The following is a 20,008-nucleotide window of genomic DNA, read 5'->3' as shown; positions in this document are numbered from 1 at the left end:
ACCTGTCGAAACGGCCGACTTCTGTTCGTATGGGAGGCATGTTCACCGACGAAGAGATCGCCTACCTGCGCTCCCAGCCGCTCGCCAGGCTGGCCACGCTCGACGAGGACGGCCAGCCCGACGTCGTGCCCCTGTCGTTCGAGTTCGACGGCACGTACTTCTGGGTGGGCGGCGTCGGCGAGCAGGTGCTGCGGACGCGCAAGTTCCGCAACATCGCCGCCGGACGCCGCAAGGTGTCGCTGGTGGTCGACGACCTGGTGTCGCTCGACCCGTTCATCGCCCGCGCGATCCGCGTCTACGGCACCGCCGAGGACCCGGTGGACCGCGTCGGGCTGGTCGGGCCCGGCCTCTACTGCCGGATCACACCGACCGCGTCGTGGGCGTGGAACATGGCGGGTGAGCCCGCCGGGTCGGCCTGGTACGAGCCGCGCCGTTCCCAGCGCACGCCGTAGAGCAGGCCGGGCAGCAGCCGCCGGAACCGCAGGTGCACCTCGCCCGCGCGGTCCACCGGGAACGGCAGCCCGGCCGGGTCGCGGCGGTAGGCGCCCTCGAACCGCTGCACCTGCGGCTTGTGGTCGGGGCCGAAGCGCACCCGCAGGTCGAACTGCTCGCACGGGCGTTCCGGCACGTGCAGCAGCTCGGGCGGCAACGCGTCGCGGTCGAACTGGTAGCGCACCGCGAACTCGAACGTCTCCCCGCGCGGCAACGGCTCGGCCGGCACGAGCGTGAAGCCGGGCCGCTCGTGCGTGACGATGCCGTGGTCCTGCAACGAGCCGCCGAAGAGCAGCTTGACGTCGCGCCGCGGCACGGCGAACAGCGCCGTGAACTCCACCTCGTCGACGTGGTCGGCGTCGACCACGAGCCGGTGGCGTTCCACGACCTCCGGCCGGCCGTGGTCGAGCGTCACCGACACGTGCAGGTCGGTGAGGTGCCAGCCGCCGGTGTCGCGGCGGGTGGTGGTGGCGGCCAGCTCGGCGAGCTGGTCCACGGCCTCGTCGACCCGGCGGCGGACCGTGCGCGCGTCGCGGTCGACCACCGCCGCCACCCACAGCACCCGGTCCTGGTAGAGCGGCAGGCGGGTCTCCGGGGTCAGCGCGAACGCCGCCCGTGCCGCCACCTGCAGGTCGTCCGGCAGCTGCTCGACGAGCTCGGTCAGCCGGGTGATCAGCTTCTGCCGCGCGGCCAGCGGCCCGTCGGACCGGGTGATGCCGCAGGCCGCGCGCAGCGTCGGCCCGATCTTCTCGTCGATCGCCCCCGCGTGCACGCCGCGTCCCTTGCGCACCCTCTTCAGCTCGCGGACCAGGTTCTTGTGCGTAGTCACCGTCGCCCTCCCCTTCGTGTGCGGCGCAGCCTGCGACGGGGGCGTGGACGGGAAGTGGACACGCCGTGGATTGATCAGTCGTGTTCTGGACGCAGCACCGACGCGGCCAGCGCGATACCCAATCGGACGCCGTCGCGGGCGAGGAAGACGCGGGAGACGCCGATGCGGTCCAACGCCGGCAGGTCGACGGCGCCGACCCCGAAAACGATCATCTCCGGGCAGTTGTCCGAGGTCGTGAGGCCGGACAACGCGGTGTCCCAGACGGCGTCGGTCGCTCTTCCGTCGGAGATGAAGAACAACACGGGGCGCCGGACGCGGAAATGTTGCGCTTTCAACACTTTCACATCACGGTCGATCGTGGTGCGCATGAGGGTGAACGCCGCACCGAAGTCCGTCCCGGATTCCTGGCGAGGCCGAATGATCTCCACACCCTCTATCGCCGGGCGCAGCGGCTGCACCACTCGCGGGCGTTGCGCGAAAGCCACCACGCACACGCGCACCTGGGTGATGGCCAGGCGTTCCGCGTGCACAGCGCCGCGGAACTCGCGCAGTCCGGCGTTCACCTCGTCGAGGTGGTCGATCATCGAGAACGACACGTCGCACACCACATAACACGGCAGCACTGCGGGCACCATGCGTCTCCCCCAAGTCACGACACGTGACCCGAGCCTTCCGCTCCGGTGTAGACCGAAAGTGGAAAGAATGCTGATTCGCGACACACAATCGGCTCCTTGTGCGACATCCCTGCCAGACGTGAAGCTGGCCGAGGGAGGCGGAGTGGAATTCCGGATGCTGGGTCCGCTGGAGGCGTGGCACGGCGACGCCTCGGTACCACTGGGGGACCTCCAGCAGCGCTATGTCCTCGTGGTCCTGCTGCTGAACGCGAACAAGCCGATGACCCCGGAGCGGATCACCGAGATCGTCTGGCCCGACCAGCCCGAGCGCAAGAACCTGGTCCGCGGGTACATCAAGGGTCTGCGCAAGGCCTTCGAACTGGCCAGGGCCGGCGACGTGGTGATCGAGACGACGCCGACCGGGTACGTGCTCCGGATCGACGAGGGCAAGATCGACACCGTGCGGTTCGACCGGCTGCGCGAGCAGGCCGCGCGGGCGGTGCACGAGAACGAGCAGCGCCGGGCCGTCGACCTGCTGCGGGAGGCCGTGGCGTTGTGGCGCGGCGGGTTCATCGAGGACATCGACATCGACCGGGTCGGCGGCGTCGACGTGGTCTTCTCCGACGAGGGCTACCACGACGCGCTCGGCGACCTGGCGGAGCTGGAGCTGCTGGTCGGCGACCACCGCTCGGCGCGTGACCGGATGCGCCGCGCGGTGCGGACCAGGCCGGACCACCAGAAGTACGCCGAGCTGCTGATGCGCGCGCTGATCGCGGGCGGGGACCAGGTCGGTGCGATCAAGGTGTTCGAGGCGGCCGGTGAGGCGCTGGCACAGGCCGGGTTCGAGCCGGGACCGCTGCTGCGCAACCTCGCCGAACGGGCGCGGCGCGGCGAGCCGGTCAGCTCGCTGCCGTCCCGCCCAGGCCGGTTCACCGGTCGTGCCGCCGAGCTGGCGGCCGTCGCGAAGGCGGCGGCGGGCACGGGCGAGCGGCGCGCGGTGTGGGTCAGCGGGGCGCCCGGCGTCGGCAAGACCGGGCTCGCCGTCGAGGCCGCGCACCGGCTCAAGCGGCGGTTCCCGGACGGCCAGCTGCTGGTGCGGCTCAACGGGTTCACGCCGAACGTGGCCCCGACGTCGATCTCCGACGCGCTCACCCAGCTGCTGACCGAGCTCGGCGTGCCGCCGGAGCAGATCCCGGACACCGTGAGCCGCAAGACGACGCTCTACCAAACGCAGCTGTACGGCACGAAGACGTTGGTGGTGCTCGACAACGCTGTCTCACCCGACCAGGTGCGGCCGTTGCTGCCGGAGGCGGAGGGCTGCTTCGCGGTCGTCACCAGCAGGCACATGGGCGAGCCGGACATCTCCGCGCACGTCCGGCTGGCCCCGTTGCCGCCGGACGACGCGTTCTCGTTGTTCACCGCGCTCACCGACCCGTTCCGCGTGCACGGCCGGTCCGCCGACGTCGCCGGCCTGGTCAAGCGTTGCGGTTACCTGCCGATGCCGATCAACATCGCGGCGGCGCTGTTCCGCAGGCACGACCGGTGGTCGCTCGACCACCTGCTCGGCCTGATCGACGAGAGCGGGGCGTGGCAGGAGGACGGCACCGCGGCGATCCGCGCGTCGTTCCGCCAGCTCGACGCGGCCCAGCAGGAGACCTTCCGGCTCTTCGGCCAGCTGCCGGGCCCGGACGTCGACCTGAGGGGTGCCGCCGCGTTGCTGGGCCGCGACATCGCTGTCACCCGCGCGCTGCTCGACGAGCTGCACGAGGTCTGCCTGCTGGAGGAGGTCGCGCCGGACCGCTACCAGATGCTCGACGCGCTCAAGGAGTTCGCCTCGGCGGATCCACCGGAGGCCGGGCGGGAGGCGCTGCTGCGGCTGCTCGACTTCTACCGCGTCACGCTCGCCGCCGCGGTGGGCACGGCGTACCCGTTCGACAGCGCCGGTCAGCCCTCGGTCGACCGGACGAGCCCGCGCGCGCTGTCGTTCGAGGACCAGGAGAGCGCGCTGAAGTGGGTGAGCACCGAGCGCGACAACCTGGTGGCGGCGGTCCACTACGCGAGCCGCAACGGACTGGCTGGCCACGCGTGGCGGGTGGCCGTGCTGGTCTGGCGGCGGTTCGCGTCGGCGAACCGGTTCCGCGACTGGATCGACGCCACGGAGCTCGCCCGGCAGGCGGTGGACTCCGACCGCTACGGCCAGGCCCACGTGCTGCTGCGGCTCGCCACCACGCACGACCGGCTGGGCCACCACGCCGACGCGCTGGAGCTGGCCACGACGGCGCTGCCGTTGTGGACCGGCCTCGGCGAGGTGTGGGGCGAGGCCGCGACGCTCGGCGCCATGGCCATCTGCACCATGCAGCTCGGTGACCACGAGAAGGCGATGGCGCAGTTCGAGACGGCGCTGGAGAAGTACGAGCAGTGCGGCGACATGCGCGGCCAGGCACACGTGCTCAGCCAGCTCGGTTACCTCCACGAGCAGCACCACGAGTACGACACCGCGCTGCGGCAACAGGAAGCGGCGGTGCGCATCAACCGGACGATCGGCAACCAGCGCGGGCTCGCGCACGCGTTGAACAACCTCGGCGCGATCCGCCAGCACCTCGGCGAGCTCGACGACGCCATCCCCGAGCACCTCGAAGCGCACGAGATCGCCACCGAGCTCGGCGACTCCGCGCTGGCCGCCTACGCGTTGACCAACATCGCCGACGCGCACCGGCTCGCGGGCAGGCTCACCGAGGCCGTGCGCCACCACGGGCTCGCCGAGGTGGTCGCCACCGGCCTCGACGACGCGGACCTGCGCGCCCGCCTGTTCCGCGACCGCGGGCTGGTGGCCCGCGACGGCCGGGACCACGCGAAGGCGCTGCAGCTCTTCCAGTGCTCACTGGACGTCGCCGCCACCACCGGCAACAGCACGCACCGCTCGCACGCGGAGGCGGGCATCGCCCGCGCACTGCACGCCCTGGGCCGGCACCGGGAGGCCGTGCCGCACTGGAACCTCGCGGAGGAGGTGTACGCAGCACTTGACCAGCCCGAGGCGGCGCAGGTGCGGGCCGAGCGCGCGGAGCTGACGTGCGCCTGCGGTCAGCGGTGAACCAGCACCCGCTTGAGGTGCGGGTACACCTCGTGCACCGCGTCGTGGTCGTGCCAGCGCCCGAGCGTCCTGGCGAGCCGGCTCAGGTCGGTCCTGATCGTCGCCGAGTCCACCTGCTCGGCGTCGGCCAGCGCGGCGGTCAGCGTGCGGCAGCTCTCGTCGACCTCACCGGCCAACGCGTGCGCGAGTGACCGCCGGGCCCCGAACCGGGCCCTCGACCGCTTCGAGTGCGCCGGGATCCGGGCGATCTGCCGGTCCAGCAGCTCCGCGGCCTCGGCGTTGAGCCCGAGGTCGCACAACGACCAGCCGCGCGCGAGCTCCAGCGGGTCCGGCACCGTCGACCCGAGCATCGGGTACGCGCCGTCGTCCCGTGGTGCGTCCCGCATCAGTTCGGCCGCTCGCTCGAAAGCGCGTTCGGTGGCATAGCGGTCTCCTGCCAACGCATGCCCCTGCGCCTCACGCCTCGCCGCCAGCGCGAGTGTGCGCGCTCCGGCCCGTCCGATCCACTGCGCCTGCTGGGCGAGGTTGATCGTGTCGGCCGCCTCCTGCCGGTAGAGCGCGAGCCCCGCCTCGCGGACGTAGGCGTAGCAAGCGATCTCGGGGTCCCCGGCCGCACGGGACAGCTCCGCCGCGTGCCTCGTCCACCACAGGGCGTTCTGCTCGTCACCGGCCTCCTGGCTCATCCAGCCGGTGTACTCGGCGATCCGCGCGGCCAGCCGCAACAACGCCTTGCTGCCGTCCGCGCGTGCGATCGCGCCGACCTTGCACTGCAGGTCCTTCAACGGCTCCAGGACCGCGTTCGGGCTCATCGCGAGCCCCAGCCCCTGCAGGTGCTCGAACCGGTCGCGCCCGCGCACCAGCAGCTCCGGCACGGCCGCCGTGCCGGTCAGGGCACCGACGCCGAGCATCGTCCCCGCCACCAGCACCTGCCGCCGCGTGGGTGCCGGCGCGTTCGCCGCTCCGATGAGCGCGCCACCCGCCTCCAGCACGGTGTCACAAAGCCGGGCGAACGCCGTGTTCGGCGGTTTGAGGCCGTTCTCGATCTTGCTGAGATATCCCTTGCTGTAGTGCACGAGCTTTGCCAGCTGACCCATCGACAATCCCGCCGCGAGACGCCTCTCGCGCAACATCTCACCGAAATTCTCAGCCACGGCTGCCTCCCGCCCGGACGTTCCCCGAGTACAGCACCCGGAGTGGTTGCACCGCAATGCCCCGGCCTTCCGCGCAATAGCCGCGGCCGGCCGGGGCGCATTCGCGATCAGGTCAGTCGTGCCACGGGTTGCCGCCGCCGTTGGGCGCGTCCGTGGTGGTCGTGGTGGGCGGCGGCGGGGTGCCGTCGGCCGTGGCCGCGGGCCCGGAAACGGCGGCGGCGAAGCTGAGCGCGGTCACGAGAGCGGCGACGGCCGCACCGAGAGTGGACAGGGTTTTGGACATGACGAATCCTCCGAAGGAAATCGCAGTTGATTTCTGGATTTCGCCCGTTCGATTTCGGGCTACTTCGAGAATCCATCACCGAAAAGCGCACAACCAGGTGTTTCCCGTTGCCCAGCACAGCGGGCAACGCTCTCCACATCCTTTCCACTTCTCGTCCACGCACACGAAGAGGCGGTGCCCTGGTTCCAGGGCACCGCCTCTTCGTGCTGCTGCTACCGCCGGGCTCGCTCGACGACCTCCTCGAGCCGCAACGGGCTCGGCGGGTGGTGGCTCAGGCACAGCGGCGCACGCATCCGCCGGAACCCGAACGTGTCACCGGTGACGTAGAACCGCCCCCGTTCCAGCCGCGAGATGTCCGCGACCGTGCTCCCCTTGGCCCGCGCCATCTCCGTCGCCGCCGCGATCTGCGCGGGACTGTTGAGCCGGCCGAAGAACTGCGTGGTCGCGTTGCCGGTCACCTGGTTGTGCACGCCCTTGGGCGCCTGGGTGGCCAGCAGCAGCCCGAGCCCGTACTTCCGCGCCTGCGAGGCCAGCAGGATCGTGCTCTGCGTGCTCGCCGTCCACGCCCCCGACGGCGCGATGGTCTGCGCCTCGTCCATCACCATCAACGCGCCCAGCGGCCGGTCCACCGCCGGGTTGCGCTTGGCCCAGGCGAACACCTCCAGCTGCAGCTGGCTGATGAACCCCTGCCGCTGCTCCTCCGACGGCAACCCGACGAAGCTGATCACCGACACCCGCGCGCGCTTGCCGTCCGACGGCGTGAGCAACACCCCCGGATCCGTCGGCTCACCCTGCCCGCCGAGCAACGGGTCGTTCACCATCGCGGCCCTGAGCGTCTCCGCGAGCTCCACCGCCGTCGCCGACGCGGAGCTGAGCTTGCTCACCCCGTCCGGCAACTCGGCCAGCACCTCCACAAACCCGTTGAGGTCACGCCGATCCTTGCGCGCGTAGTACGTCAACACCTCCCTGAGCACCGCACGCCCACGCACCGCGAACCGCGACTCGTTGGCCACCCGCGCGTGCGGCACCAACCGCGCCACCGCCGCCTCCACAGCCGCGGCGAACTCGTCCGGATCCGCCCGCACCTCCGCGAAGTCCGGCAACGGGTGGAAGCTCAACGGCCGCCCACCCGCCCGCCCCGGCGTCCACACCACGACCTCGGTGTGCGCCAGGTACTCGGCCGCCTTCTCCGCGTCCCCGGCCCGCCACTCCCCCGGCGGCTCCGGCCACGCGTCCCCCAGCCGCGCCAGGTCGTTGTTGGGGTCCAGCACGATCGCCGGCACCCCGCGCAACGCACACTCCTCGACGATCCGCCGCAGCAGGACCGTCTTCCCGCTGCCCGAGCCCGCGAACACGATGGCGTGCTTGCGCAACGACTCCAGCTCGATCCGGATCTCCCCGTCCATGCCGAGCACGATCTCGCCGGGCCCGATTTCTCCAGGCTGGATCTCGCTGTGCACGATCTCGCTGTGCACGATCTCGCTGTGCACGATCTCGCTGTGCACGATCTCGCTGTGCACGGTCACCGGCGGTGGCCGCGTCTCCTGGTGCGAGGCCGCGGTCCGCTCCTGCTCCGGCAGGATCGAGCGCAGGAACGTGGCGCCGCTCGCCGGTTTGCGCGCCACCAGCCAGGACAGCAGCTGGTGGGTCTGCACCGCGCTGATCTCCCTGAGCGCGCTGAACGTGCGCAGGTCGTCGTCGCTGATGTCGACGCACCGCCCGCCGGCCTGCTCCAGTGCCGCGAGCTCCAGCCGCGTCTTCGCGCCGGTCCAGCCCTTGGCGCCGTTGCGGATGATGACCAGGTGCCTGCCCTGCCCGCCGTGTGTGCCCTCCGCCGCCGCACGAGCGTCACGCAGCTTGCGCAGCACCCGGTTGCCGTGGCTGCTCGCGATGAACACGAGCGCCCAGCGTTCCTGGGTGTCCAGCTCCTCGTTCACCGTGAGGCGCAGTCCGGCGTGCAGCCTGGCGTCCTCCGACTGCGGCTCTGGGTGCCACTTGAGGTCGTCGTTGCCGACCTCGGTGATCCAGGACTTGAGCCCGGCCAGCAACAGGGGTGGCATCAGCTCGTCCTCGTTGTGCGGCCGGACGTCCGCGGCGGCGAGCTGCGCCTGTTCCCGCAACCGCGCGAACCTGGCGTCGAACTCGGCGAGGTAGTCCTGCTCCGGCACCACGGCCGCGGGCGTCTCGGCCGGCAGCGCCTCGTCGAACGAGCCCAGCTCCCTGATCTCCCCGTACAGACAGGCCTCCGCGTGCGCGTGCACCCGTTTGAGCAGCTGGCGAGGCGTGCGGCTGGCCCAGTTGGTCGCGTCGAACGCACTGGGCGCCACCGGCCACGTCGGGTGCGGCGGCGTGATCCCGTTGCGCTGGTAGATGACCCCGAGCCACTTCTCCAGCAACCTCCTGCCCAGCACGGGATTGGCGATGGAGGCGAGGATCGGCGTGGTGGTGAACCGGTCCTCGACGGTGTCGCTCGCGATCGACTTCAGCATCCGCCAGGTGTTGGGCAGGCACGCCACCACGGTGATCGTCCGCCGGGTGGTCTCGCGCAGCTGCATCAGGCCGTCGGAGATGTCCGCGATCTCCTGCACGAGCTCGGTGTTCGTCACCCGCTCGCCGGTGCGGTCCTGGCCCTTGTTGACCAGCGTGTCCAGCTGGTCGACGGCGATCACGCACGGACCGGTCATCGCGAGCACCCTGGAGATGTCCCGCACCAGCTCGCGCGACGGTTTCGACTGGGCGGGCAGCCCCCACCGCCGGCGCTCGTCCCCGGTGTCGTCCGCGCCCCTCAGGTAGGACCGGCCGACCTCGGCGTACTCCGACGCGTACAGCACCAGCGCCCGGATCGTGTCACCGCACTCCACCGCGATGCGACTGTCCACAGTGCGCAGTCCACTCAGGAACGCATGAAGGTTCTCCGGTGTGAGGAGTGACTGCCCCACAACGGCTCGCGCGACGTCCTCGGCCACGTCCGCGCCCATGCACAGCTGCCGCAACAGGACCGTGAGCTGGAGGTCACCCTCGTCGTCCGTCCTGCGGAGCTCACTGCGCATGGCGTCGGCGATGTCGTCCCAGAACGCCTTGCCCGACGTGACCTCGACGAGGAAGAAGTAGCCGCCCTCCTGCTGGACCATGCGCCGCACCGAGCCGAGCAGGTGCGTCTTCCCCACGCCCTTCTCGCCCTGCAGCACCAGGCCACCGATGCTCGGCCCGATGCTGGCCCTGGCATCCGCGATGCCGGCCCGCAACCGGTGCTCCGCCCTGACGTGCAGGCCGTCGACGTGGAAGGGCGAGGCGTGCCACACGTCGTCCGGGGTCTCGGCGGAGTTGAACCGCACGACCGCCAGCGCCTCGCGCAGGTGCTCGCTCATGATTCCTCGATCGCCACGAGGTGCTTGTCCTCGCCACCGATCCGGATCGCCGCCGCGTGGTCCTCCTCGGTCAGCACCTTGCGGTTCGAGTCGGGGACCAGGTGCGTGGTGCCGTCCTTGACCATCCTCAGCAGCGTCTCGTCGACCTCCTCGCGTTCGGCGCCGTCGAGCCGGGGCCGCAGCTTCGCGAGCCGCACCCAGTCCTGGTAACCGTCCCCGAGCTCCAGGTACACGCGCCGGATGACGTCCTCGAGTTCCTCCCGCGACCTGAACGCCTCGGCGAGCGTGCCCTGGTTCCACAGGACGCGGGCGAGGATCCTGATCACCACACCGTGCACCCGTGCGAGTGGTCCCATCCGGTTCGGCGCCTCTCCGTCCCTGAGATCGGCCTCGCACCACGCGATGCCCTCGGCGGTGATCCGGTGGACCAGCCGCCTGCCCTCGGCCGTGGTCTCCAGGAGACCGGCCTTGTTGAGTGCCTCCCGGTCGTCCCGGCCGAGCTCGATCTTGAACTCCCTGGTCAGCTCCACGTTCGGAACCGGCCGGCCCTCCACCATGAGCTGCAGCAGCGCCGCCCTCGCGGTGGGTGCGTACTTCTCCGGCATCACGCCGCCTTTCAGTCGGTGAACGCGTTGACTCGTCGCTCGATCCGGGCGAGCAGACCGCTCACCTCGGCCCGCAACCGTTCAGGAACCACCACGACGATTCCTTTGCGATGCGATTTGCTCAGCGGCAGCAGATCCGCCGTCAGGTCCCGCAACATGTCCATGTCGCCTTCGTCGAGGGCGGCGGCCATCCCCTGCACGGTCTCCGTGACCAGCGCGAGCCTCCCGAGGGATGGCAGCTGCTCCGGTACCGCCCGCAACGCCGCCTCCACGGCCTGGAGCACCTCCTGGTCCGGCTCGGTCTCCGTCGCCGGCACCGCCTTGATCACGTCGCGCAGCTCTCTCGCCACCCGCACGGGACGCACTCCCGGCTCGAACTCCGAGTGCTGGAAGTTCTGCAGGAACCCCGGCAGCAGCTCCGGCACTGTGCCGTGCGTGAGCAGGCAGAACAACCGCCGCTCCGCCCCGTCGGGCCCGAGCGCCCTGCGCGCGAACCGTTCCGCCTCGGTCAGCTGCCACCGGCTCAACCGGCCGTCGACCAGCAGGCAGAGGTGCTGGGCGGGATCACTCGTCTGGTCGAGGATCCCCGGATCACCCGACAGCGAGTGCTCCGCGCGCACCCCCAGCAGGCTCAGCTCGGTGATCAGCTCCGTCGCCGTCCGCCACAACGCCCGCGGACTGGACACCAGCAGGTCCAGGTCGAACTCCCGGCGCCGCGACCGTGCCGCGGCCACGTAGGCGTCGCGGTTGTCCGCGAGCAGATCCGTCCGGTCGAACTCCTGGGCGATCACCGCGGCGACCGTCTCCAGCGCGAACGAGATCTGGTCCGACGACGGCGGCTGCTCCGCCACCACGGGCAACAGCTCGCCGAAGCTCCAGTACGAGATGTAGGGCACCGTCAGATGCCGCATCATCTGCTCCGGCGTCACACCCTTGATCAACCAGTTGCCGAACAGCGGCGTGACGACCTCGGCGCACTTCTTCTGCCAGCCCTCCGCCCGTTCGTACTCGACCCGGTTGTCCAGCCTGGACAACACCGGCAGCACCTGGTGCCGCGGCCGGTCGTAGGGCAACCGGTCCCGCGCCTTGTCGGCGAGCCCGACGATGTCGACCACCTCGTTGAGGTTCTGGTCGTTGGCCGTGAACACCACGACGAGCCGGTCGGGCAGCTGCGCCGTGCAGATGCCGGCGATGTCCGACACCCCGGTCCGGCTGTCGATCAGCACGAAGTCGTACTTGGCGGTCCACTCCTCCCGGTAGGCCTCCAGGTGTGCCGCAAACCCCCGCCGGTAGAGGTCCTCCCAGTCGATGGCCTGCATCCGCCGCGAGTAGGAGCCGTCCAGCCTGCGTTCCCCGGTCCGCCCGGCCGCGATCAGGTCGAGCACCCCATCCACCGCGACCCGCACCTCGTGCGGACCGGGCGTCCTCACCCCGGCCAGGAACTCGTGTGCGATGTCCACCACACCGCTGCGCGGTTTCTCCGGCAGGTAGGGGTCGAAGTAGAGGTGCAGCCCCGGCGCTTCCAGATCCCAGTCGACGGCGAGCACGCGATATCCCCACCGCGCGAGCAGAACCGCCGTGTTGGCCATGGTGAAGCTGCGCCCGACGCCGCCTTTGTAGGAGTAGAACGTGATCACAGTTCCGGTCATCACTCGAACCTCGGTAACGGCGGAGGAGGGATGAGCACCGGTTCGGGCCGCTCGACGATCGGCCAGTCCGGACTCCACGGCGGCACCTGCTGAGCCAGCTCCACGAGATCGCGGGCCAGTTCCCTGACTCGGCGGCAGAAATGGATGTACTCGACCGCGTCCTGATAAACAGGCTCGGTGTACGAGTAGTCCTTGAAGTCCTGCCAAGAGCGCATGCGTTCTTTGACCGCGAACTTGTGCGAGTCCGAATAGAGAATCGGGTAGACCAGCCCCTGCGGGAAGTCGGCGGTGGCCAGCCCCAGCACGGCCTCCCGCGCCCGCATGCTCTCCAGCTCCGCCATGCACCAGCCGGACTCGAAGTAGTGCGGCGTCATCAGCTGAATCATGATCTTGCTGCGGTGCAACGAGTTGACCAGGTGGTGCGACCAGTCGACCGCCCGCGGCATCACCCTGTCCATGTAGACCTTGGGCGCCGGCGCACACTCGTCAGCGAGGTACTCGACGAGCTTGTGGTAGAAGTGGTTGATCAGCCATTTCTGCACGCTACCTGTACGGCTGTAACTGATGAAGAAATCATATTCGTAGCCGGCCACAGCGCATCACAGTAGATGCCGCCAACCGTCGAAAAAAGACAAAAAACCGGCCAGTTCCCGCAGTTCCGTCCACAAACTGGACATAAAACGGGCATCCTGCGAACAGCAAGAAGCCCCCGGTCCTGGTGGACCGGGGGCTTCTCACTCAAGTGGACGATACTGGGATTGAACCAGTGACCCCTACCGTGTCAAGGTAGTGCTCTCCCGCTGAGCTAATCGTCCGAGCGGATGACGAGACTCGAACTCGCGACCCTCACCTTGGCAAGGTGATGCGCTACCAACTGCGCTACATCCGCGTGCCCCTCAGGATTCCCTTGTGGGGTTTCCCTCGGCGCGAGAGGAACTTTATCCGACGGCCCCGGCAACTTCCAAATCGGCTGATCTTGGGCCCGCCGGGCGCCGTTCACGAGGCCGGAAACAGCAGCGGGCCAGGTGCGCTGTGCACCTGACCCGCCGTCGATCGCGTGGACGATACTGGGATTGAACCAGTGACCCCTACCGTGTCAAGGTAGTGCTCTCCCGCTGAGCTAATCGTCCGAGGCGGAGACGGGAATCGAACCCGTGTACAGGGCTTTGCAGGCCCTTGCCTAAGCCACTCGGCCACTCCGCCAGGAGCATGAGTCCTCAATGGAACCACTGTGGACCCACAGAGCGGATGACGAGACTCGAACTCGCGACCCTCACCTTGGCAAGGTGATGCGCTACCAACTGCGCTACATCCGCGTACATCACTGACTTCGTGATGTTGAAACAACCTTACAACGGGCGTTCAACCGAGTTTCACCGGGGGTACCCGAACCGCCTTCACGGGCCCCCTACCTCGGGTTTTCAGCTCAGGTCGTTCGAGATCAGGTGCGTGAGCGCCTCATCGACGTTGACCCACAGGTGCTCGTTGCCGGGCACGACGACGTCGTAGGTCCGGTCGAGGAAGTCTGCGAGCTCCTGGGCGGACGCCTCGAACATGGCGTGCCCGGCTCTGGTGGCTGACTCGCCCGGCCCAACCGTTGCGCCACGCGACGGCCGGCCGACCGATTTCGACCTCGTGCACAGGCTCGCACAAGGCGACCGGTCGGCGTTCGCCGCGCTGTACGACAGGTACGGCACTCCGGCGTACTCGCTGGCCAGGCGCATCTGCGTGGACCCGGAACTGGCCGAGGACGTCGTCCAGGAAGCCTTCCTCGCACTGTGGCGGCACCCCGCCAGGTTCGACCCCGCCCGAGGCGGTTTCGGCACCTGGTTGATGACCTTGGTGCACCACCGCGCCGTCGACGCCATCCGTAAGGAGAACACCCAGCGTCGCCGAACTGTTCCCCTCACCGACGACACGACCCCTCCTCCGGCGGAGGGTTCTGATCACGAAGCGTTGGTGAGCGTGGTCGGCGCCGAGGTCCGAGCGGCACTTCGAACACTGCCGGAAGAGCAACGCCAAGTCATCGCCCTCGCCTACCTCGGCGGCTACACGCAATGCGAGGTGGCCAAACTGACGGGCGTGCCACTCGGGACTGTGAAATCGCGCACGTTCGCCGCGATAAGACGCCTAAGAGGCACATTGGGGAACTTGTGGGCAGGCGAAACGGGCGAGACGACAGGGGTGAACCGGTGAACGGCCAGCAGTGCGCTCACGAGGAGCTCGCCGTCGGCTGGGCGATGCACTCCCTGGAACCGGACGAAGAGGCATTGGCGCGCGACCACGTGCCGACCTGCCCGACGTGCCAAAGCACCGTGCAGGCCACCCAGGAGGTCCTCGCGGGCATCGGCGGCGCCGTCCGCCAGGAACAACCCCCACCCCACCTGCGCGCGAGGCTCCTGGAGCAGATCGAACACACCCCCCGTGAAATCGCGCACCGTTCGCCGCGATAAGACGCCTAAGAGGCACATTGGGGAACTTGTGGGCAGGCGAAACGGGCGAGACGACAGGGGTGAACGGTGAACGGCCAGCAGTGCGCTCACGAGGAGCTCGCCGTCGGCTGGGCGATGCACTCCCTGGAACCGGACGAAGAGCATTGGCGCGCGACCACGTGCCGACCTGCCCGACGTGCCAAAGCACCGTGCAGGCCACCCAGGAGGTCCTCGCGGGCATCGGCGGCGCCGTCCGCCAGGAACAACCCCCACCCCACCTGCGCGCGAGGCGGAGCAGAAACACCCCCCAGGAGCCACCGCCACCGCACCCCGCCCCCGCACGCGGCCCGACACGCTGCGCCCCAGCACCGCCGCCGCACCGGCCGCCTCCTGCTCGCCGCCGCGGCAGCAGTGGCCGTCCTCGCAGCAGGCGGCTACCTCGGCGTGCGCGTGAACCAGCTCTCCGGCGAGGTCGCCGCCTCCCAGGCCCGCACCGACGACCTGACCAGGGCCCTCACCCTCGCCGCCGACCCGGCCACCAACCGCGCCCTCCTGCGCAGCACCGGCTCCGGCCAAGACACGGCCGTGGTCCTCTCCGGCCCCACCGCCGCAGCCGTGATGCCGATGAACCTCAAACCGAACGACTCGGGCCACATTTACGTAGTTTGGGGTGCGAGCACCGACACGCCGGTACCGTTGGCGCTGTTCGACGTGAGCGCCGGCTCGACCGACCCCGAGCTGCTCACGTGGTCCGCAGACGCACACAAGCACACGACCTTCGCGGTATCCCTCGAACCAGGCCGCCAGGCCCCTCCGAGACCATCGGACGTCCTGGCATCAGGCCAGGTTGCGCCCGCCTGAGTCCCAACAGGATGATCGACACATGACGAAGCCCGACGCAAAGCCCACCGAGGAGCACAAGGGCTGGCGCCACTGGTTCCACCGCAACCCGGCACTGAACCTCGCCTACCGCATCGGCGTCGGCGTGATCGGCGGCCTGGTCCTCATCGCGGGCATCATCATGATCCCCTACCCCGGCCCCGGCTGGCTGGTCGTCTTCGCGGGCCTCGCCATCCTCGCCACCGAGTTCGAGTGGGCAGGCCGCGTCCTGAAGTTCGCCAAGCGCTACTACGACCGCTGGGTCGAGTGGCTCAAGCGCCAACCCTCCTGGGTCCGCGGCCTCGTCATGGCCGGCGTCTGCGCCATCGTCCTGGTCACCTGCTACTTCCTCAACGTGTTCGCGCTGGTAGGCGGCTGGTTCGGCCTCGACTGGGCCTGGTTGCAGAGCCCGATTTTTGGTTCTCGTTGATGATGTTGTAAGCTATGGCTACACCGCGAGAGCGGGACAGCACGACAACAGAACACGGGCGTTTAGCTCAGCGGGAGAGCGCTTCGTTCACACCGAAGAGGTCACTGGTTCGATCCCAGTATCGCCCACAGTGTGTTTCACCAGTTCAGACGGCCTGTCGATGGATTCCATCGACAGGCCGTTTGCGTTGCGTAGGACAGAACTGCCCTGCCAACCTCAGGTCTGCGGACCTCGAATCCGCAGGTCAGCGACTTGTCACCCATCCAGCCCGTGATCTATTCGCCTCTACCGAAGAGGTCACTAGGTTCGTTCCCGCCGTCATCCCTAGACCCGAATCCTCTGACCTGCACAGATCGAGGCTCTCGGTGTCTATCGCTCTCCGCTCCCAGAAGCCTCGGTAGTAACAGTGGTAGTAAACCTGCCTCGTTGCACGTCACATCAGCCCAATCGACGAGGGCCATCGGAGCAGACCAATCACTGTCGCAATGGACCAGCACGGGACGCGATCATGCCCAACGACCGCCAGCCACGTGCCGAGGCCCGCGAGTTGCACGAACGTACCTCTCAGCACGCACAACCCACAGGCTCCACTGGATCAACGCTTCATCAACGCGGCCACGCGCTCGAAGACTTGATCGAGCCGGTCCGGCGATACCGATGGCCCCACCGCTGCAACCCGGTTCTCATCGACCTCGTACCCCCTGATCCTTCGCCGCAGCGTGGATCAGTTCCGCGAACTCGACCAAAGACACCCAGGCGTTGAGGCCGCACGCACGAGCTCGTGCGCCAACTCGCGTCTCATCCCGGCGCTCATGAGCATCACCACGGCACCATCTGAGGCCACAAACCTTTGCTCGCCCATCGAGAACCGTGGTCATGTGCGATGCATCCACTACCAGATCGCGCACGAGGTCCGCCGTCGAGATCAGGATGTGCTCGACGACCATGGAGGCGTTCGGCAGGCACACCCACTCCACCGAACTGTGCGAGATGTCCCGCTCGTGCCCCAACGGAACGCCTTCCATCACCGGCACGACGTACGAGCGGACGAGTCGGGCCAACTCTCAGATCTTCTCGGCTGTCACCGGATTTCTTCTTGTGCAGCATGGCGGAGGATCCCACCCGGCCGGCTGGGTCCCTTCAGCGCGCTCACGACCTCACTGCGGTTTCCATGTCGCGCTTCCAGCGCAAGGCACTCGCACGCCGACGTAGAGCCAGCGCACACACATTTCGGAACCTGGTCGCGCATCACGACCTGGGTCGCGACATCCACCGGAACCAACCCCAGTCGTGCTGCGGCAAGCCGCTCCACCTCGACTGACACGTGTGCGTAGGTTCCGACAGGACCAGTGAACTTGACGACGGCCACCTGCTCGCGTGCGGGCACGAACCTGCCTCGCGCACGATCTGCCGCCAACGCGATGTCGGCGACTCGATGCCCCCAACTGGTCGGCGCAACGTGCGTAACCCCAGTGCAGACCGCCACAGCAATGGACAAGGCTGATCACGACGCGGCCATCGCTGATGTCCGACCCAGCGGTGGCGGCGACCTGATCGCCACCGCGAACGGAAGCACGGTCGAGATCCCAGCCGATCCATCGGACGAAATTTCAGGGTGGCATTTAGCAAGCGGTGGCACCTAGCAAGTGACGTCGGCGCAAACTACTTCTTCGACGGTCACCACCAGCTCCTCACCGCGTGATTGCAAGTGCAAATCGTAACCTCCAGGGCTCAGCGACCACCCATCCACCAACAATCGATGGATGGCTGCGGCCACGCGTGCGGAAGCGCCGAGTTCAGGCCGAGACAGTTCCGCTCGCAGTGTGCGGCGATCTTGCGTGCACAGGAGACACGAAGTTTCTTCGACCGCTGCAACAGCAAGAGATGCTCTGGGATACGTGTTCAAGACCGATGCCATCCACAGCTGGGCTTCCTCCACTTCGAGCACGTCATCTCGGACGTGAACATGTGCGTCACTTAGCATGGACGGGTCGGTCTCACCCCACTGAGACACCAGAACGCGGTCGGGTTGAGGCCGCGAGAATTCGGCCAGTCCAGCAGGAAATCGCTCGACCAACGCGTCTGCGGATCGTCGATTGCGTGGCAGTAGCGTCGTCGAGACCAAGGTCGACTTCGGAGGACTGCCCCGCAAGGCACTCGAAGGCGGGATTGATAGCGGACGCGGGTGGCGTTTCGGTTCCGGAAGTCCCATGAGGCCATAAATCTGACCCAGTAGCACTCGCATCGACTCGCCTGGAATGACGAACATCCTGCGGCCGATCGGCTCGAACCAGCTGTTATCCTGGTCGGCGACAGCGGTCTCAATCTGCCGACGCAGGTCACCACCAACATCCACTTTTGGTGCATGGGCAACGAATTCGGACAGCTGTGAACTCAGCGCGGCCTCGGTGTCGTCGATACCGATCTCTAGAAGAGGCTTGCCGAGCGCTGCCGCGTATCTCGTGACCGATCCGTGGTCACCGATGACGACGTCCGCGGCCAGCAGAGCCGCTCTCCATCCCTCTTGAGGCGGCATCACGAGAAGGCCGCTGCCCACAGCAGGCTGCCACGCGACCAGATGCTCTTCTGGCTTCTGGTCCGTCCAGAAATTGGGATGCACTACCAGCACGACCTTGTACTGATCCACCGGTAGTTGGCTGAGAAGCCGTGCGACCAGCGTGGGATAGCGTTCGAGCAGAGAGTGCTCGCCCCAGGTCGAGCTCACCACGACCAGACGCTCTTCAGGCATGACTCCTAGCCCGCTCCGAAACTCGGCACGATGAGCGCTATTAGCCTGAAGCCTGTCGAAGGAAGCATCGCCGATCACTACAGCCTTCGACACTGCAGCTGGGACGACCTCCGCCAAGCTGCTCATCTGCTCCACATTGGCCAGCCCGATCACAGCGGGGAATACCGCGCCATGGCGGTCGGTCAGATCAGCTGCGCTAAATCCATCAGCAGGCACGCCGACGCCAGAGCTCGCAAACCTCGCCCGGTTAAACCCAACGCCGTGCGGCACGACAAACAGATTGCGATGCTTGAACGCAACGAGCCTTCTGCTGCTGTGCGCAGCGATCACTGCATCGAAGGGAGTCTCCACCGCGTCCTGCCAGGACACGAACTGCGTACCTGCGCGCTCAAGCCGATCAGTCAGATTCGCTGGCGGACGACCACTGGCATCGACCGTGGACTTCACGGTAACTCCGCGCGCGGAGGTCAGGTAAGGAAGCAACTCCAACAACCGGTCGAGAGACGAGTGGTTCCTGACGACCACCAGCAGTCGACGGTTGATCGACCTCACTTCCGCGCTCGACGAACCGCGACGTTGTTCAGCCGGCGCCTCAGCGTTGACCGACCGGTCGATGTGTTCACGCAAGGCGGTTCGAACCACTTCGCTGGGCGACACGTTCAAACGATTCGCTTCGCGTTGCAAGGCGTCTCGCAGGTCGGGATCTAGCCTGACCTGAAACGGCGTCGCAGCCTCCGCACCCAGAGGCGGTCGTCCTCGGCGAGTGCGAGGACGAATCTTGTCGAGGTCGTAGCCCTTCTCGGCTTCTTCCGCCAAACGGTCCATCAACTCGTCCGTCAGCTCAACGCCGCCTGACGTGGGCTTCTTGTCAGTCATGTCGTCGTCACCTCCCTCGGGCGAGCAGCGGAAAATACTTCGGTCGCATCTTCATCGCATGGATGACGACCTCGTCACCATCATCATCCTCGACCGTGATCACCTCGAGCAGGTTGCCCGCAGTGTCAGGACCCAGGTACAGGACACGCCATGGTGCGTCATCGTCGATCTCGCCTTCGTGCACGGCGTACTCGACGGCGTGGCGCATGTCGGCATCCGACACGCCGTGCTTTCTCGCCGATGACCGTATCTCCACCGCACGAGAATATCGTAGTACGAAATTCGCTTCTCGGCACCCTTCTGTGACAGGACGCGCAGGTCATAAGGAGTGACCACCGCGAAGAAGCCCCGCGAACGAGTCGAGAGAGCCTGAGGACCAGGGTCGGCGGCGGCTTCACCTCCCGCCCGGGGCAGCTGCACGCGAAGGCTCATCGCCGTACCTCTGGACTGGTCGATTCCTTGTGGCGCAGATTGACGGAGCGGTGACGTGAGCGGCCTGTGGGGCTGGGCTGGACCGACGCTGGGGACGTCACATGACTCGTCGCCGCGATCGAGTCCAA

The 20,008-nt window shown here is 67.9% G+C and carries 17 protein-coding genes, 6 tRNA genes and 1 pseudogene; 8 read left to right on the top strand and 16 right to left on the bottom strand.

Annotated elements, in window-relative coordinates; all coding sequences use genetic code 11:
- Positions 1 to 38 precede the first annotated feature (38 nt).
- The gene (locus BBK82_RS26760) at positions 39 to 452 is read left to right on the top strand and encodes a PPOX class F420-dependent oxidoreductase (RefSeq protein ID WP_065917481.1); all 414 of its coding nucleotides are present in this window, start codon (positions 39 to 41) and stop codon (positions 450 to 452) included.
- On the opposite strand, the gene BBK82_RS26755 is transcribed toward BBK82_RS26760, so the two are convergent.
- Positions 350 to 1,321 carry a hypothetical protein gene (locus tag BBK82_RS26755; RefSeq protein WP_065917480.1) on the bottom strand — a complete coding sequence of 324 codons (972 nt, stop codon included), beginning with the start codon at positions 1,319 to 1,321 and terminating at the stop codon, positions 350 to 352. The two genes, BBK82_RS26760 and BBK82_RS26755, sit on opposite strands and share 103 nt — an antisense overlap.
- Positions 1,322 to 1,395: 74 nt before the next feature.
- Positions 1,396 to 1,956, bottom strand: coding sequence for a vWA domain-containing protein (locus tag BBK82_RS26750; protein ID WP_065917479.1), 561 nt, complete (start codon positions 1,954 to 1,956; stop codon positions 1,396 to 1,398).
- A gap of 154 nt (positions 1,957 to 2,110) precedes the next feature.
- Between BBK82_RS26750 and BBK82_RS26745 the strand changes: the two genes are divergently transcribed.
- Complete coding sequence (locus tag BBK82_RS26745) at positions 2,111 to 5,026, top strand: AfsR/SARP family transcriptional regulator (RefSeq protein WP_065917478.1); 2,916 nt, start codon at positions 2,111 to 2,113, stop codon at positions 5,024 to 5,026.
- On the opposite strand, the gene BBK82_RS26740 is transcribed toward BBK82_RS26745, so the two are convergent.
- The 12 genes and pseudogenes from BBK82_RS26740 to BBK82_RS26690 form a co-directional block, all read right to left on the bottom strand.
- Positions 5,017 to 6,177 carry a helix-turn-helix domain-containing protein gene (locus BBK82_RS26740; protein ID WP_083268170.1) on the bottom strand — a complete coding sequence of 387 codons (1,161 nt, stop codon included), beginning with the start codon at positions 6,175 to 6,177 and terminating at the stop codon, positions 5,017 to 5,019. The two genes, BBK82_RS26745 and BBK82_RS26740, sit on opposite strands and share 10 nt — an antisense overlap.
- 112 nt (positions 6,178 to 6,289) lie before the next feature.
- The gene (locus tag BBK82_RS50580) at positions 6,290 to 6,460 is read right to left on the bottom strand and encodes a hypothetical protein (protein ID WP_154697520.1); all 171 of its coding nucleotides are present in this window, start codon (positions 6,458 to 6,460) and stop codon (positions 6,290 to 6,292) included.
- Positions 6,461 to 6,672: 212 nt separating this feature from the next.
- Positions 6,673 to 9,828, bottom strand: a complete 3,156-nt coding sequence (locus BBK82_RS26735) for a helicase HerA domain-containing protein (RefSeq protein WP_065917476.1) — start codon at positions 9,826 to 9,828, stop codon at positions 6,673 to 6,675.
- Positions 9,825 to 10,433, bottom strand: a complete 609-nt coding sequence (locus BBK82_RS26730; protein WP_065917475.1) for a hypothetical protein — start codon at positions 10,431 to 10,433, stop codon at positions 9,825 to 9,827. Before BBK82_RS26730 ends, BBK82_RS26735 begins: the two co-directional genes overlap by 4 nt.
- A gap of 11 nt (positions 10,434 to 10,444) precedes the next feature.
- Positions 10,445 to 12,082 carry a tyrosine-protein kinase family protein gene (locus tag BBK82_RS26725; protein WP_065917474.1) on the bottom strand — a complete coding sequence of 546 codons (1,638 nt, stop codon included), beginning with the start codon at positions 12,080 to 12,082 and terminating at the stop codon, positions 10,445 to 10,447.
- Positions 12,082 to 12,675, bottom strand: a complete 594-nt coding sequence (locus tag BBK82_RS26720; protein ID WP_065917473.1) for a TIR domain-containing protein — start codon at positions 12,673 to 12,675, stop codon at positions 12,082 to 12,084. The genes BBK82_RS26725 and BBK82_RS26720 overlap by 1 nt, the downstream gene beginning before the upstream one ends.
- 150 nt (positions 12,676 to 12,825) lie before the next feature.
- Positions 12,826 to 12,897, bottom strand: a tRNA-Val gene (locus BBK82_RS26715).
- A 1-nt stretch (position 12,898) separates the two neighbouring features.
- Positions 12,899 to 12,971 (bottom strand) — tRNA-Gly (locus BBK82_RS26710).
- Between the two features lie 169 nt (positions 12,972 to 13,140).
- A tRNA-Val gene (locus BBK82_RS26705) sits at positions 13,141 to 13,212 on the bottom strand.
- Between the two features lies 1 nt (position 13,213).
- Positions 13,214 to 13,285: transfer RNA gene (locus BBK82_RS26700), tRNA-Cys, on the bottom strand.
- A 40-nt stretch (positions 13,286 to 13,325) separates the two neighbouring features.
- A tRNA-Gly gene (locus BBK82_RS26695) sits at positions 13,326 to 13,398 on the bottom strand.
- Between the two features lie 105 nt (positions 13,399 to 13,503).
- Positions 13,504 to 13,650 (bottom strand): annotated as a pseudogene (locus BBK82_RS26690) (SsgA family sporulation/cell division regulator); the annotation flags it as partial.
- Between the two features lie 4 nt (positions 13,651 to 13,654).
- Between BBK82_RS26690 and BBK82_RS26685 the strand changes: the two are divergent.
- The 5 genes from BBK82_RS26685 (at position 13,655) to BBK82_RS26665 (ending at position 15,951) form a co-directional block, all read left to right on the top strand.
- Positions 13,655 to 14,278 carry an RNA polymerase sigma factor gene (locus BBK82_RS26685; protein WP_237047586.1) on the top strand — a complete coding sequence of 208 codons (624 nt, stop codon included), beginning with the start codon at positions 13,655 to 13,657 and terminating at the stop codon, positions 14,276 to 14,278.
- On the top strand, positions 14,275 to 14,535 hold the full coding sequence (locus BBK82_RS26680; protein WP_065917472.1) for a hypothetical protein: 261 nt from the start codon (positions 14,275 to 14,277) through the stop codon (positions 14,533 to 14,535). Before BBK82_RS26685 ends, BBK82_RS26680 begins: the two co-directional genes overlap by 4 nt.
- A 390-nt stretch (positions 14,536 to 14,925) precedes the next feature.
- Complete coding sequence (locus BBK82_RS56780; RefSeq protein ID WP_065917471.1) at positions 14,926 to 15,375, top strand: anti-sigma factor domain-containing protein; 450 nt, start codon at positions 14,926 to 14,928, stop codon at positions 15,373 to 15,375.
- 22 nt (positions 15,376 to 15,397) lie between these two features.
- Positions 15,398 to 15,823, top strand: coding sequence for a TIGR02611 family protein (locus BBK82_RS26670; RefSeq protein ID WP_065917470.1), 426 nt, complete (start codon positions 15,398 to 15,400; stop codon positions 15,821 to 15,823).
- Positions 15,824 to 15,879: 56 nt separating this feature from the next.
- A tRNA-Val gene (locus BBK82_RS26665) sits at positions 15,880 to 15,951 on the top strand.
- A gap of 555 nt (positions 15,952 to 16,506) precedes the next feature.
- Here BBK82_RS26665 and BBK82_RS50575 read toward each other — a convergent pair.
- Both BBK82_RS50575 and BBK82_RS47795 read right to left on the bottom strand, forming a co-directional pair.
- Positions 16,507 to 16,884 (bottom strand): hypothetical protein, encoded by a 378-nt coding sequence (locus BBK82_RS50575; RefSeq protein ID WP_154697519.1) that lies wholly within the window; start codon positions 16,882 to 16,884, stop codon positions 16,507 to 16,509.
- Between the two features lie 578 nt (positions 16,885 to 17,462).
- Positions 17,463 to 19,448, bottom strand: coding sequence for a CopG family ribbon-helix-helix protein (locus BBK82_RS47795; RefSeq protein ID WP_071812681.1), 1,986 nt, complete (start codon positions 19,446 to 19,448; stop codon positions 17,463 to 17,465).
- 58 nt (positions 19,449 to 19,506) lie between these two features.
- Here BBK82_RS47795 and BBK82_RS50570 point away from each other — a divergent pair, with 58 nt between their 5' ends.
- Positions 19,507 to 19,692 carry a hypothetical protein gene (locus tag BBK82_RS50570; RefSeq protein WP_154697518.1) on the top strand — a complete coding sequence of 62 codons (186 nt, stop codon included), beginning with the start codon at positions 19,507 to 19,509 and terminating at the stop codon, positions 19,690 to 19,692.
- The last annotated feature ends 316 nt before the right edge of the window (positions 19,693 to 20,008 follow it).

The organism is Lentzea guizhouensis, assembly GCF_001701025.1.
Lineage (GTDB): Bacteria > Actinomycetota > Actinomycetes > Mycobacteriales > Pseudonocardiaceae > Lentzea > Lentzea guizhouensis.
The sequence above is the reverse complement of the archived record's forward strand: the minus strand, read 5'-3'. Positions and strand labels throughout refer to the sequence as shown.

Bases quoted from the DNA above. Each gene is read 5' to 3' on its own strand.
- BBK82_RS26745 (WP_065917478.1), top strand. From the start codon at position 2,111: ATGCTGGGTCCGCTGGAGGCGTGGCACGGCGACGCCTCGGTACCACTG.
- BBK82_RS26670 (WP_065917470.1), top strand. From the start codon at position 15,398: ATGACGAAGCCCGACGCAAAGCCCACCGAGGAGCACAAGGGCTGGCGC.
- BBK82_RS26730 (WP_065917475.1), bottom strand. From the start codon at position 10,433: ATGCCGGAGAAGTACGCACCCACCGCGAGGGCGGCGCTGCTGCAGCTC.
- BBK82_RS26725 (WP_065917474.1), bottom strand. From the start codon at position 12,082: ATGACCGGAACTGTGATCACGTTCTACTCCTACAAAGGCGGCGTCGGG.
- BBK82_RS47795 (WP_071812681.1), bottom strand. From the start codon at position 19,448: ATGACTGACAAGAAGCCCACGTCAGGCGGCGTTGAGCTGACGGACGAG.
- BBK82_RS26760 (WP_065917481.1), top strand. From the start codon at position 39: ATGTTCACCGACGAAGAGATCGCCTACCTGCGCTCCCAGCCGCTCGCC.
- BBK82_RS50570 (WP_154697518.1), top strand. From the start codon at position 19,507: ATGGATGACGACCTCGTCACCATCATCATCCTCGACCGTGATCACCTC.
- BBK82_RS26750 (WP_065917479.1), bottom strand. From the start codon at position 1,956: ATGGTGCCCGCAGTGCTGCCGTGTTATGTGGTGTGCGACGTGTCGTTC.
- BBK82_RS26735 (WP_065917476.1), bottom strand. From the start codon at position 9,828: ATGAGCGAGCACCTGCGCGAGGCGCTGGCGGTCGTGCGGTTCAACTCC.
- BBK82_RS50580 (WP_154697520.1), bottom strand. From the start codon at position 6,460: ATGTCCAAAACCCTGTCCACTCTCGGTGCGGCCGTCGCCGCTCTCGTG.